The sequence below is a fragment of the Rhodopseudomonas palustris genome (assembly GCF_003226555.1).
Classification (GTDB): Bacteria; Pseudomonadota; Alphaproteobacteria; order Rhizobiales; family Xanthobacteraceae; genus Rhodopseudomonas; species Rhodopseudomonas palustris_I.
In genome coordinates this window covers 81,906-95,362 of the sequence record NZ_QKQS01000008.1, presented here as the reverse complement: position 1 = coordinate 95,362, position 13,457 = coordinate 81,906, and the positions used below count along the sequence as shown (strand labels likewise).

The window sequence follows — 13,457 nt, the reverse complement described above, 5'->3', positions numbered from 1 at the left end:
ACTTGCTGTGGTTTGCCCGGCGGCGCAGCCGCCTTCGCGGAACCCGAGGAACCGCTGATGCGTGCTTTCACTCTCGGCCTGTCGCTGTTGTTGATCGTCGGCGCCGGACGCGCCCCCGCTGCCGATGCGCAACATGGTGAAACGCTGGCCAAGCGCTGGTGCACCAGTTGCCACGTCGTTTCCGATCAGCAGAGCAAGGGCAGCGACATGGCGCCGTCGTTCGCCGCGATCGCCTCGCATCCGAATTTCAACGAAGAGCGGCTGGCGTTCTTCCTGCTCGAGCCGCATCCGAAGATGGCCAACATGGCGCTGAGCCGCAGCGACACCAAGGAACTCGCGGCCTATATCGCCCAACAGAAGCACCGCTGAGGCGCGCAACTGATTGCGCCAGCGGCCAGCGCCTCGACGCAAGGCGGTTCCGGCCTTTCCCGGCATCCTCGCCGCCGTCATCAGTTGACCGCGGGTGCGAGGATTGAGCAACTCACCATTCTACAATGCCGACCACATCGCGTTTCGCGACGTGGTCCGGCGTTTCGTCCAGAATGAAATCGAACCGTTCGCTACCGAATGGGATGAAGCAGGCGGCTTCCCGCGCGAGCTGTACGAGAAGGCCGCGGCGATCGGGCTGCTCGGTCTCGGCTTTCCGGAAGAATACGGCGGCACGCCGTGTGATCAGTTCATGTGGATCGTCGCCACCCAGGAGCTGGCGCGGGCGGCGGCCGGCGGCGTCAGCGCCAGCCTCAACAGCCATTCGATCGGCGCGCCGCCGATCGCGCGCGCCGGCTCCGCCGAGTTGAAGGCGCGGGTGCTGCCGGAGATTCTGGCGGGCAAGAAGATCTCGGCGCTGGCGATCACCGAACCGTCCGGCGGTTCCGACGTCGCCAATTTGCGCACCCGCGCAGTGCGTGACGGCGATTACTACATCGTGAACGGCGAGAAGACCTTCATCACCTCCGGCATGCGTGCCGACTATATTACCACTGCGGTGCGGACTGGCGGCGACGGGCCTGGCGGAGTCAGCCTGTTGCTGATCCCCGGCGACACGCCGGGGCTGACGCGCACGCCGCTGAAGAAAATGGGGTGGTGGGCCTCTGACACCGCGACGCTGCATTTCGACAATTGCCGCGTGCCGGCCGCAAATCTGCTCGGCACCGAGGGCGCCGGCTTCATGATCATCATGATGAACTTCAACAGCGAGCGGCTGACGATGGCGGCCGGCTGCATCGCCGCCTCGCGGGTCTGTCTCGACGAGGCGACGGAATACGCCAAGCAGCGCGTCACCTTCGGCAAGCCGCTGGTGAAGCATCAGGTGATCCGCCACAAGCTGGTCGACATGGCGCAGAAGATCGCCGCCTCGCAGGCGATGCTCGAGCTGCTCGCCTGGCGCGTCGATCAGGGCGAAAGCCCGATCGCCGAAATCTGCATGCTGAAGAACCAGGCGACGCAGACGATGGCGTTCTGCGCCTCAGAAGCGGTGCAGATCTTCGGCGGCGCCGGCTACATGCGCGGCGTCAAGGTCGAGCGGATCTATCGCGACGTCAAGGTCAACGCCATCGGCGGCGGCACCGAGGAAATCATGAAGGACCTCGCCAGCCGGCAGATGGGTCTCTAGCCTCACATCGTCATTCCGGGGCGCGCGCAGCGCGAACCCGGAATCCCGAGGTGACAACGATAAACGATAACAACGAACGAGATTCCGGGTTCGCCCACCTGCGGCGTGCGCCCCGGAACGACGAGGGGAAGAAACCAGATGCTGTTCACTGCCGACCACGACGAACCGCGCCGCATTCTGCAGAAGTTCATTCAGAGCGACATCAATCCGCATGTTGACGAGTGGGAGAATGCCGGCATCTTCCCGGCGCACGACTTGTTTAAGAAACTCGGTGATCTCGGCTTTCTCGGGCTGAACAAGCCGGTCGAATACGGCGGGCAGGGGCTCGACTACTCCTACGCGCTGATGATGGCGGAGGAGCTCGGCGCGATCAATTGCGGCGCGGTGCCGATGGCGATCGGGGTGCAGACCGACATGGCGACGCCGGCGCTCGCCAAGTTCGGCTCCGACGAGCTGCGCAAGGAGTTTCTGGCACCGTCGATCGCCGGCGACTATGTCGCCTGCATCGGCGTATCCGAGCCCGGCGCCGGCTCCGACGTCGCCGGAATCAAGACCACGGCAAAATCCGACGGCGACGACTACGTGATCTCCGGCGGCAAAATGTGGATCACCAACGGCACCCAGGCCGACTGGATCTGCCTGCTCTGCAACACCGGTGAAGGCCCGGTGCATCGCAACAAGTCGCTGATCTGCGTGCCGATGAAGAGCAAGGGCGTCACCATCGCGCGCAAGCTCGACAAGCTCGGCATGCGCTCGTCCGACACCGCGCAGATCTATTTCGACGAGGTGCGGGTGCCGAAACGCAACCGCATCGGCGAGGAGGGCAAGGGCTTCACCTATCAGATGGTGCAGTTCCAAGAGGAGCGGCTTTGGGGCGCGGCGGCGTGTCTCAAGGCGCACGAGAAGACGATCCAGAACACCATCGACTACACTCGCGGCCGCCAGGCGTTCGGCAAGCCGCTGCTCGACAATCAGGTGATCCATTTCCGGCTCGCCGAGCTGCAGACCGAGGTCGAACTGCTGCGCTCGCTGGTGTATCGTGCCGCCGAAGCGCTGGTCGCCGGCGAGGACGTCACCGAGCTCGCCACCATGGCCAAGCTGAAGGCCGGCCGTTTGGGTCGCGAACTGCCTGACGCCTGCCTGCAGTTCTGGGGCGGCATGGGCTTCATGAACGAGACACTGGTAAGCCGCTCCTATCGCGACAGCCGCCTCACCGCGATCGGCGGCGGCGCCGACGAAGTGATGCTCGGAATTCTGTGCAAGATGATGGGCACGCTGCCGGGAGGCAAGAAGTAGACATCGGCGTCCAGCGCATGGACGCAAGATGGCGGGAATGACTGTCTCCTACGCTGGTAACTGATAACTGCGCGCAAGACGCAGGCCAGGGTCCGAGGAAACGTAGGGAGATAGCCATGACGTCGCTTAGTCGCCGTTCGCTGATGGCTGGATCGGTCGCTACCGGTCTCGCCGCATTTGCAGGCTTGCGAAATGCCCGTGCCGACGGTTTGCCGGGTGTGACTGCCACCGAGCTCAAGATCGGATGCACCACATCGCTGAGTGGGCCGGTGTCCGCGCTCGGCACCATCGCCAAGAGTCAGGATGCATACTTCAAAATGCTCAATGATCTGGGCGGCGTTGCCGGCCGGAAGATCAATTTCATCATGTATGACGACGCGTTCAACCCGTCCAAGACGGTCGAGCAGACCCGCCGGTTGATCGAGAGCGACAACGTCGCCTTCCTGTTCTCGATGCTCGGCACCGCGCCGAATTCGGCGGTGGTGAAATACATCAATGCGCAGAAGGTCCCGCATCTGTTTCTGTCGGTGAACGGCGACAAATGGGGGGACTACAAGTCCTATCCGTGGACCATGGGCTTTGCGCCGAGTTCGAGGACCGAAGCGCAGGTGTTCGCCAAACACGCGTTGAACCAGAAGCCCGACGCGAAGTTCGCGCTGCTGTATCAGAACGACGATCTCGGCAAGGATTTCGTGACCGGCCTTCGCGACGTGCTCGGAGATCGCTACGACGCCTCGGTGAAGGCTGCGTCTTACGAAGTTACCGAGCCTACCATCGACTCGCAGATCGTAACGTTGCGGGCGACCAATGCCGATGTCCTGATCTCGGGTGTCACCTCCAAATTCGCCGCGCAGGCAATCCGCAAGGTCCACGAGCTGGGCTGGAAGCCGATGCATTACGTCACCAGCGGCGCTGCATCGGTGGCGTCCACGATCACGCCGGTCGGCCCCGAGCGCGCCCAAGGTTTGATCACGTCGGTCTACACCAAGGATCCGGCCGATCCGGCGTGGGCGGACGATCCCGGCGTCAAGGACTATATGGCGTTCATGGCCAAATACTTCCCGACCGGGAATCCTAAAGAGAGTCTGAATGCCTACGGCTATACGTCGGCGTCCGTGCTGCGCGTCCTGCTCGAACAGTGCAACGGCAATTTCAGCCGCGAGAACATCATGGCGCAGGCCAACAATCTGAAGGATGTCGAAGTGCCGACGCTGCTGCCCGGCGTTCGGGTCAACACCAGCCCGACCAATCATCATCCGCTGCGGCAAATGCAATTGCAGCGCTTCGAGGGTCAGGGCTACAAGCGGATCGGCTCGATCATCGCGGGGACGATGCTGTAAGAATGCCGTCGTTCCTGAGGCGGTGCGGTCACGCGGCGAGCGGCATGCCGGATATGGTGCTCGCCGATGGCCGACCTAGGGGATAGTCTGCAGCGCAATCGGCTCGCTCGAATCGAGCGGGCCACTGCGCTGATCAAAGAGCAAAGCCATCGAGGGAGACGCCCACCACATGATCACGCTGTATCACTGCCATGGCGCGCGGTCGTTTCGGCCGTTGTGGATGCTGGAGGAAATGGGGCTCGACTACGAGCTGAAGATGCTGCCGTTTCCGCCGCGGGTGTTCGCGAAAGAGTATCTGGCGATCAATCCGCTCGGCACCATTCCGTTCATGATCGACGGCGACACCAAGATGACGGAGTCGTCCGGCATCTGCCATTATCTCGGCACGCGCCACGGTCCGACACCGCTGGTGGTCGGCATCGATGATCCGGCCTACGGCGCTTATCTGAACTGGATGTTCTTCTCCGACGCCACGCTGACCTTCCCGCAGACTCTGGTGCTGCGCTACGGCACGCTGGAGCCGGCGGAGCGACGCCAGCCGCAGGTGGTTGAAGACTATGCCAAGTGGTTCCTCGGCCGGCTGCGCGCGGTCGAGGCGGCGGCCGGGCAGGGCGACTACCTCTGCGCTGGCCGGTTCACCGCCGCCGACGTCGTCAACGGCTACGCGCTGCGGCTCGCCAGTAATCTCGGCCTCGCCAAGGATTTTGGCCCCAACGTCGCTGCCTATTGGACCCGACTGCAGCAGCGCGACGGCTATCAGCGGGCGCTGGCGGCCGAAACCCGAGCCGGCGAGGAGCAAAAGGTACCGAAACGGGCCTGAATCAGCTTCTTAAGCTCCGGCGCGGGGTTTTCCCGCCGGAGCGGAACTCCGCGTCATCTCGCCCGGTGACAACGTCCCGGGTTGCTGTATTGTCCTCGGTGCTCCGCGAAGAGGGCACCGCAGAACCATGCGGCAACGGGCGACAACCCGCCCCGGGAGGACCGATGACGAACGAGGACTGTCCGGACTCCGGACATTTGATGCTGATCAGCCCGGAACGGGTGTTTTATGCCGGCCTGCTCGGCCGTCCGCGCCGCCGCACCAGCGGCGGCTACGCGATCTACGTCTCGATGCAAGGCAGTCTGCGGGTGACGATCGAGGGCCGGCCCGAACAGGTCGGCGCGGTGGCGTTCGTGCCGCCTTATCTGCCGCACAATGTCGAATCGGAGTCGCGCTGCATCATCAGCCTGATCGTCGAGCCCGAAACCGTGCTGCCGGGGCCGATGGCGGCGCTGGGCGCGCGGCTCGGCGGCGGGGAGGCGCCGATGCTGGCGAACCGGATCCGGCAGGCCTATCGGGCGCTAGTCGCGACTGGGCGTCGCGACGGGTTCACCACCACCGAGTTCGACAATCTGGTGTTCGGCGAGCCGCTGCCAGCGCGCGCGATCGACCGCCGCGTCGCCCGTGCGATCGCCCGGCTCAACGACGTCGGCACCGACACCGTCACGGCCGAGGATTGCGCCGGCGCCGCCAGCCTGTCCCAGTCGCGCTTCCTGCATCTGTTCAAGGACGAGACCGGCGTGTCGTTCCGCGCCTTCCGTGCGTGGAAGCGGGCGCGGCATCTGCTGCACTTCGTCAACTCCGATATCAACCTGGCGCATCTGGCGCAGGACATCGGCTATCCAGACTCGACCCATTTCAGCCATTCGATCCGGCGCTTCTACGGCCTGCAGCCGCGCGCGATCTTTTCCGGCTCGCGCGATCTGGCGATCTGGCGCAGCGATCCGCACGCTCTGCGCGCCGCCGAATTGCGGCACGGCCGCAACTAGTCACGACGGTCAGCGCGTCGGCGCAAGATACGCCGACGTGCGCTCAGCATCATTCGTCCCCAACATGGTTTGCGTTGCAATTGCATGCGGCGCAGCAGCAACCTGAAGGGGCTGGAAGCGAATGAGCGACAAGGCGGTGATCACCTGCTCGCTGAACGGCGTGCTGACCGATCCGAAGCAGCACCACGTCCCGGTGACGCCGGAACAGATGGCTCGCGAGGCCAAGGCGGCCTACGATGCCGGCGCCGCCGTCGTTCATATCCATTTGCGCGACCAGCACCCCGACAAGGGCCATCTGCCGAGCTGGGACGTCGACGTATCGCGCGAGATCCAGCAGGCGATCCGCGACGCCTGCCCGGGCGTCATCATCAATCACACCTCCGGCACGTCCGGCCCGAACTACGAGGGCCCGCTCGCCTGCATCCGCGAGACCAAGCCGGAGATCGCTGCCTGCAACGCCGGCTCGCTGAACTATCTCAAGGTCAAGGCCGACAACAGCTGGGCTTGGCCGCCGATGATGTTCGACAATTCGGTCGAGAAGATTCAAGACTTCCTCGGCGCGATGAAGGATGCCGGCACGATCCCTGAATTCGAGTGTTTCGATGTCGGCATCGTTCGCTGTGTCGGCATGTATGTGCAGACCGGGATGTATTCCGGCCCGCTCGAATACAATTTCGTGATGGGCGTCGCCTCCGGCATGCCGGCCGATCCCGAACTACTGCCGATCCTGCTCAAGCTGAAGCGCCCCGAAGCGCATTGGCAGGTCACCGCGATCGGTCGCGCCGAAATCTGGCCGCTGCACCAGGCCTGCGCCGATCTCGGCGGCCATCTGCGCACCGGGCTCGAGGATACGTTCTATCTGGCAAATGGCGAGAAGGTGACCTCGAACAGCCAGCTGATCGAAGAGATTGCCGGCTGCGCCCGGCGGGCGGGCCGCGAGATCGCGAGCCCGGACGAGGCGCGCAAGATCTTCGGCGTGCTGAATTAGTCGCGGTCATTCCGGGGCGCGCGCAACGCGCGCGAACCCGGAATCCCGAGATGTTTTAGCTGTGTCGAGATTCCCGGTTCGCGAGCTGCGCTCGCGCCCCGGAATGACAAACCGATAAGCACCACAGATCAAGCAGCCGGAAGAGCTGCCTCACCTCGAGGGAGTGAACCATGACCAGTCTTGAAGCGACCGGCGGCGTGCCGGGACCGGGCCGGATCGGCCGCGTGGCGATCGGCGATATCTTGCGTAAATCGGCGAAGCGGTTTCCGAACCGCATCGCGCTCACCGATGGCGACCGACAAGTGAGCTACGCCGAGCTCGAACGCGATGCCAACCGCTTCGCCAATGCGCTGGTCGCGCGCGGGCTGAAGCCGGGCGCCAAGATCTCGACGATCTGCAACAACTCGGTCGAGTTCGTCAAAGCGCTGTTCGGCATTCATCGTGCCGGCCTCGTCTGGGTGCCGATCAACACCATGCTGGGCCCCGACGATATGAGCTTCATCCTCGACCACGCCGGCGTGAAGATCGCAGTGATCGACGACAATCTGTTCGGTCAGCCGGAGCGCCGCGCGGCGCTGGAAGCCCGCGGCATTGAACTGATCGCGGTCAATCTGGCCGGCAAGGCCGCCGACACCGGGCTGCCGATTTTCGATCAGCTTCTCGAAGGCCAGTCCGAGATCGAGCCAGACGTCGCGTTCGACGACCGCGATCTGGCGATGATCATCTACACCTCGGGCACCACCTCGCGGCCAAAGGGGGCGATGCACGGCCATCTCGCGGTCGTGATGGCGGCGATGAGCAATGCTATCGAGATGCAGCTGTCGCGCAAGGACGGCATCACCGGGCAGTTTCCGCTGTTCCACTGCGCCGCTCACGTCGTGCTGCTGAGTTACTTCATCGTCGGCGGCAAGATGGCGCTAATGCGCGGCTTCGACCCCGTCGCCTGCATGGAGGCGATCCAGCGCGACAAGCTCACCGTCTTCATCGGGCTGCCGCTGATGTATCAGGTGATCCTCGACCATCCGCGGCGCAAGGAGTTCGATCTCTCCAGCCTGCGCTGCTGCATCTACACCATGGCGCCGATGCCGCGGCCGCTGCTGGAGCGTGCGATCGCCGAATTGTGCCCGACCTTCGTGCAGCCGTCGGGCCAGACCGAGATGTATCCGGCGACGACGATGTCGCAGCCCGACCGGCAGCTCGAACGCTTCGGCAATTATTGGGGCGAGTCGACGCTGGTCAACGAGACAGCGATCATGGACGACGCCGGCAACTTGCTCGGCGTCGGTGAGGTCGGCGAGATCGTGCACCGCGGACCCAACGTGATGCTCGGCTATTACAAGGATCCCGAGGCCACCGAAGTCGCGCGAAAGTTCGGCTGGCACCACACCGGTGATCTGGCGCTGATCGACGAGCACGGCGAGGTGCTGTTCCTCGACCGCAAGAAGGACATGATCAAGTCCGGCGGCGAGAACGTCGCCTCGGTCAAGATCGAGGAGACGCTGCTGGCGCATCCGGCGGTGATGAACGCCGCGGTTGTCGGCCTGCCGCACCCGCAATGGGGCGAGGCGGTGTCCGGCTTCGTCAAGCTCAAGCCCGGCGCGGCCGCGACAGAGGCCGAGATCATCGAGCACTGCAAGAAGCATCTCGGCGGCTTCCAGGTGCCGAAGCTGCTGCGCATCGTCGACGACATGCCGATGACCGCCACCGGCAAACTGCGCAAGGTCGAACTGCGCAGCGCCTTCACCGATCACTTCATGCTCGGGCAGACGGGGTGATTCACCGTCATTCCGGGGCACGCCGCGACGCGGCGTGAACCCGGAATCCCGAGGTTCAGAACACATCGAGATTCCGGGTTCGCGACCTGCGGTCGCGCCCTGGAATGACGGAAACGACTAAGGGAAGCGTGAATGGCAATCATCGAATCCACCGTAGCGCCGGGGAGTGAGGGCTTCAGGGCCAATCGCGACGGCATGTTGGCGCTGATCGAGCGGATGCGGATGCTGGAGGCGCGGGCCCGGACGCTATCCTCGGCGTCCGCCGAGCGGTTCCACAAGCGCGGGCAATTGCTGCCGCGGGAGCGCGTCGCGCTGGTGCTCGATCCGGGCACGCCGTTCCTCGAACTGTCGACGCTGGCCGGCTACATGTTCGACACCGCCAATGCCGACAAGAGCGTCCCCGGCGGTGGCGTGATCGGCGGCATCGGCTATGTGGCCGGCATCCGCTGCATGATCAGCGCCAACGATTCCGGCATCGACGCCGGCGCGCTGCAGCCGTTCGGCCTCGACAAGACCCTGCGGATTCAGGAACTGGCGCTGGAGAACAAGCTGCCGTTCGTGCAACTGGTCGAGAGCGCCGGCGCCAACCTGCTGCGCTACCGGGTCGAGGACTTCGTCCGCGGCGGCAACATCTTCCGCAATCTGGCGCGAATGTCCGCTGCCGGGCTGCCGGTGGTGACGGTGACGCACGGCTCCTCGACCGCGGGGGGCGCGTATCAGACCGGCCTGTCCGACTACATCGTGATGGTGCGCGGCCGCACCCGGGCGTTCCTCGCCGGGCCGCCGCTGCTGAAGGCCGCGACCGGCGAGATCGCCACCGAGGAAGAACTCGGCGGGGCCGAGATGCACACCTCGATCTCCGGTCTCGGCGACTACCTCGCCGAAGACGATCGCGACGCGCTGCGGATCGCGCGCGACATCATGGCCGGCCTGCCGTGGGACCGCTCCGGGCCGGGGCCGGATCCCGCGACCGACCACCCGCCGCTGTACGATCCCGAGGAGCTGCTCGGCATCATGCCGATGGATCACAAGCGTCCGGTCGATATGCGCCAGGTGATCGCACGGATCGTCGACGACTCCGACTTCACCGAGATGTCGCCGAATTACGGCCCCGCCACGGTGGTCGGCCAGGCGCGGATCGCCGGCCAGGCGATCGGCATCATCACCAATAACGGCCCGCTCGATCCGTCCGGCGCCAACAAGGCGACGCACTTCATCCAGGCGTGCTGCCAGTCGAACACGCCAATCCTGTATCTGAACAACACCACCGGCTACATCGTCGGCCGCGCCTATGAAGAAGCCGGCATGATCAAGCACGGCTCGAAGATGATCCAGGCGGTGACCTCGGCCACCGTGCCGCAGATCACCATCTATTGCGGCGCCTCGTTCGGCGCAGGCAATTACGGCATGTGTGGCCGCGGCTTCCATCCGCGGTTCTGCTTCTCCTGGCCCAACGCCAAGACCGCGGTGATGGGCGGCGAGCAGGCCGCCGAGACCATGGGAATCGTCGCCGAGGCCGGTGCGGCACGCAAAGGCGTGCCGGTCGATCGCGACAAGCTCGATCAGATGAAGGCCGGCATCACCGCGGTGTTCAACGGCCAGATGGACGTGTTCGCCACCTCGGCGCGAATGCTCGACGACGGCGTGATCGATCCGCGCGATACTCGCGCGGTGCTGGCCGAAGTGCTGGCGATCTGCCGCGAAAGCGAAGCGCGCGAGCCGCAGCGCATGCAGTTCGCGGTGTCCCGGCCATGAGTGTGACCCGTATGTTGAAGCTGACGCCGTTCTCCAAGATCCTGATCGCCAACCGCGGCGAGATCGCATTGCGGGTGATGCGCAGTGCCCGCCGGCTCGGCTATGGGGTGGTCGCGGTGTATTCCGACGCCGATGCCGACGCAGCCCATGTCCGCGCCGCGGACGAAGCGGTGGCGATCGGCGGCGCGCAGCCGTCGCAGTCGTATCTCAACATCCCGGCGATCATCGCGGCGGCGAAGACCGCCGGCGCCGACGCGGTGCATCCTGGTTACGGCTTCCTCGCCGAGAACGAGGACTTCGCCGCGGCCTGCCGCGACGCCGGGCTGGTGTTCATCGGCCCCTCGGCCGAGTCGATCGCCGCGATGGGCAACAAGGCCGGCGCCAAAGAGATCATGCTGAAGGCCGGCGTGCCGTGCGTGCCGGGATATCAGGGCGAGGACCAGAGCGACGCCGTGATGATCCGCGAGGCCGAGAAGGTCGGCTTTCCGATCATGATCAAGGCGGTGGCCGGCGGCGGTGGCCGCGGCATGCGGCTGGTGACGGACGCCGCGGCGTTGCCCGACGCGCTACGAAGCGCGCGTTCGGAAGCCCAGAGCGCATTCGGCGATCCGACTGTGATCCTGGAGCGGGCGATCCTCGAGCCGCGGCACATCGAGATCCAGGTGTTCGGCGATCGCTACGGCGCAGCGATCCATCTCGGCGAGCGCGACTGTTCGGTGCAGCGCCGGCATCAGAAGCTGATCGAGGAGGCGCCGTCGCCGGCCGTGTCGGAGACCTTGCGAGAACAGATGGGCACGGTGGCGGTGAACGCCGTCAAGGCGATCGGTTACGAAGGCGCCGGCACGCTGGAATTCCTGCTCGACGCCGACGGCAACTTCTATTTCATGGAGATGAACACAAGGCTGCAGGTCGAGCATCCGGTGACCGAGGCGATCACTGGGCTCGATCTGGTCGAACTGCAGCTCCGGATCGCCGCCGGCGAGCCGTTGCCGCTGCGCCAGGACGACGTGATGTTCAAGGGCCACGCGATCGAGGTGCGGCTGTGTTCGGAGGATGCCGATCACGACTTCATGCCGCAATCGGGCCGGATGGCGCTGTGGCGGATGCCGGGCGAGCTGCGCGTCGAGCATGCGCTGCAATCAGGCGCGGAGATCTCACCGTATTACGATTCGATGATCGCCAAGATCATCGCGGTCGGCGCCAGCCGCGACGAGGCGCGGCGCAAGCTGATCCACGGCCTCGACGGCACGATTGCGTTCGGCGTCACCACCAATCGCGGCTTCCTCGCGGCCTGTCTGCGCCACAAGGCATTCGCCGCCGGCGAGGCGACCACGGCGTTCATCGCGGCGCATCGCGACGAGCTGGTGCGGTCGCTGCCTGACGATGCGGTGCCGGCCACGGCGGTCGCCGCGTTGCTGCTGTATGTCACCGATCGCTACGCGCCGCCGCATCGGCCCGGCCGGTCGCTGGCGGCGGTGTTTCCGACCCGGCTCAAGTTCGAGCTCGACGGCGCCGAGCAGGCTTGCGAAGTGGTGCGTGAGCGCGACGGGAGCTACGTCGTGAGCCAGGAGGGGCAATCGATCAGCTTTGTGATCGAGGAGCTGTCGGCTGGCGTCATCCGCTTCCAGGCCAAGGGCCTCGGCGAGTCCGCCGTGTTCCACCGCGATGGCGACCGGCTGTTCGTGCAGCGACTCGGCGTTCAGAACAGCGTCGTCGACCTCACCCGCGCGGCGCCGCAAAGTGAGGCGCGTGGCGGCGGCGACGGCAAGTTGCGCGCGGCGCTCAATGGCCGCGTCGTCGCCGTGCTGGTCAAAGCCGGCGACCGCGTCGAGGCCGGCCAGCCGGTGCTGACGCTGGAAGCGATGAAGATGGAGCATGTGCACAAGGCCCCAAGCTCTGGCATCATCACCATCGATGTCGCCGAAGGCGAGCAGGTCACCGCCGGTCGCATCGTCGCCGAGATCCAATCCGCTGCCGAGTGAGAGACTGCCATGAGCAACGACGCCGTGATCATCGACAAGCGCGACAATGCGCTGTGGATCACAATCAATCGTCCCGACAAGCGTAACGCCATCAACGCCGGCGTGGTCGAGGGGATCACACGCGGATGGAAGCAGGCGCATGACGACGCCGAGGTGCGGGTGATCGTGCTCACCGGCGCCGGCGACAAGGCGTTCTGCGCCGGCGCCGACCTGCAATCGACCGGTGCGGCGTTCTCGTTCGATTTCTCCAAGCCGAATGTCGACTACGCAGACCTGCTGCGGCTGGCGCAGAATTCGACCAAGCCGTCGATCGCCCGCGTCAACGGCACCTGCATGGCCGGCGGCATGGGGCTGCTGTGCATGACCGACATGGCGGTTGCCGCCGACAACGTCGTGTTCGGCCTGCCGGAGGTGAAGGTCGGCGTGTTCCCGATGCAGGTGATGAGCCTGCTGCAGGACATCGCGCCGCGCCGGCTGATCGCCGAATGGGCGTTGACCGGCGAGCCGTTCGATGCGGCGACGGCGCGAGAGGCCGGACTGCTCAACTATGTGGTGCCGGCGGCCGAACTCGACGCCAAGGTCGACTGGCTGGTGAAGCGGCTGACCGACAAATCGCCGACCGCGATCCGACGTGGCAAATACGCGATGCGCGCGATCGCCGCGATGTCGTTCGACGAGAGCATCGCCTACACAGAAAGCCAGATCGCACTCTTGGCGATGACCGAGGACGCCAAGGAGGGGCTGACCGCGTTCGCCGAGAAGCGCAAACCGGTGTGGCCGGGGAAGTAATGGCCGCAGGCGGTCATTCAGGGGGCGCACAACCTCTCCTCGAGTCATTCCGGGGCGCTCACGAAGTGAGCGAACCCGGAATCTCGGCGGTGCCTTGAACATCGAGATTCC

11 protein-coding genes are annotated in these 13,457 nt (G+C 65.2%); all 11 read left to right on the top strand.

The window, feature by feature from the left end:
- Positions 1-57: 57 nt before the first annotated feature.
- The 11 genes from DNX69_RS05725 to DNX69_RS05675 all read left to right on the top strand — a co-directional run bounded on the left by DNX69_RS05725 (position 58) and on the right by DNX69_RS05675 (position 13,346).
- Positions 58-369: a c-type cytochrome gene (locus DNX69_RS05725; RefSeq protein WP_110785122.1), complete on the top strand. Its 312-nt coding sequence runs from the start codon at positions 58-60 to the stop codon at positions 367-369.
- A 103-nt stretch (positions 370-472) separates the two neighbouring features.
- A complete protein-coding gene (locus DNX69_RS05720; protein WP_110785051.1) occupies positions 473-1,612 on the top strand; it encodes an acyl-CoA dehydrogenase family protein in 1,140 nt (379 codons plus the stop codon).
- Positions 1,613-1,750: 138 nt separating this feature from the next.
- The gene (locus DNX69_RS05715) at positions 1,751-2,908 is read left to right on the top strand and encodes an acyl-CoA dehydrogenase family protein (protein ID WP_110785050.1); all 1,158 of its coding nucleotides are present in this window, start codon (positions 1,751-1,753) and stop codon (positions 2,906-2,908) included.
- Positions 2,909-3,024: 116 nt separating this feature from the next.
- Positions 3,025-4,248, top strand: a complete 1,224-nt coding sequence (locus DNX69_RS05710) for an ABC transporter substrate-binding protein (RefSeq protein WP_110785049.1) — start codon at positions 3,025-3,027, stop codon at positions 4,246-4,248.
- Positions 4,249-4,417: 169 nt separating this feature from the next.
- Positions 4,418-5,068, top strand: a complete 651-nt coding sequence (locus tag DNX69_RS05705) for a glutathione S-transferase family protein (protein WP_110785048.1) — start codon at positions 4,418-4,420, stop codon at positions 5,066-5,068.
- A gap of 164 nt (positions 5,069-5,232) precedes the next feature.
- The gene (locus DNX69_RS05700; RefSeq protein ID WP_110785047.1) at positions 5,233-6,057 is read left to right on the top strand and encodes a helix-turn-helix transcriptional regulator; all 825 of its coding nucleotides are present in this window, start codon (positions 5,233-5,235) and stop codon (positions 6,055-6,057) included.
- Positions 6,058-6,178: 121 nt separating this feature from the next.
- Positions 6,179-7,045, top strand: coding sequence for a 3-keto-5-aminohexanoate cleavage protein (locus DNX69_RS05695; protein WP_110785046.1), 867 nt, complete (start codon positions 6,179-6,181; stop codon positions 7,043-7,045).
- 170 nt (positions 7,046-7,215) lie between these two features.
- Positions 7,216-8,820 (top strand): AMP-binding protein, encoded by a 1,605-nt coding sequence (locus DNX69_RS05690; protein ID WP_110785045.1) that lies wholly within the window; start codon positions 7,216-7,218, stop codon positions 8,818-8,820.
- A 132-nt stretch (positions 8,821-8,952) separates the two neighbouring features.
- Entirely contained in the window at positions 8,953-10,575 is a 1,623-nt protein-coding gene (locus DNX69_RS05685; protein ID WP_110785044.1) for an acyl-CoA carboxylase subunit beta, read from the top strand.
- Entirely contained in the window at positions 10,572-12,557 is a 1,986-nt protein-coding gene (locus DNX69_RS05680; RefSeq protein ID WP_283809327.1) for an acetyl/propionyl/methylcrotonyl-CoA carboxylase subunit alpha, read from the top strand. Before DNX69_RS05685 ends, DNX69_RS05680 begins: the two co-directional genes overlap by 4 nt.
- A 9-nt stretch (positions 12,558-12,566) precedes the next feature.
- On the top strand, positions 12,567-13,346 hold the full coding sequence (locus DNX69_RS05675; RefSeq protein WP_110785042.1) for an enoyl-CoA hydratase/isomerase family protein: 780 nt from the start codon (positions 12,567-12,569) through the stop codon (positions 13,344-13,346).
- The last annotated feature ends 111 nt before the right edge of the window (positions 13,347-13,457 follow it).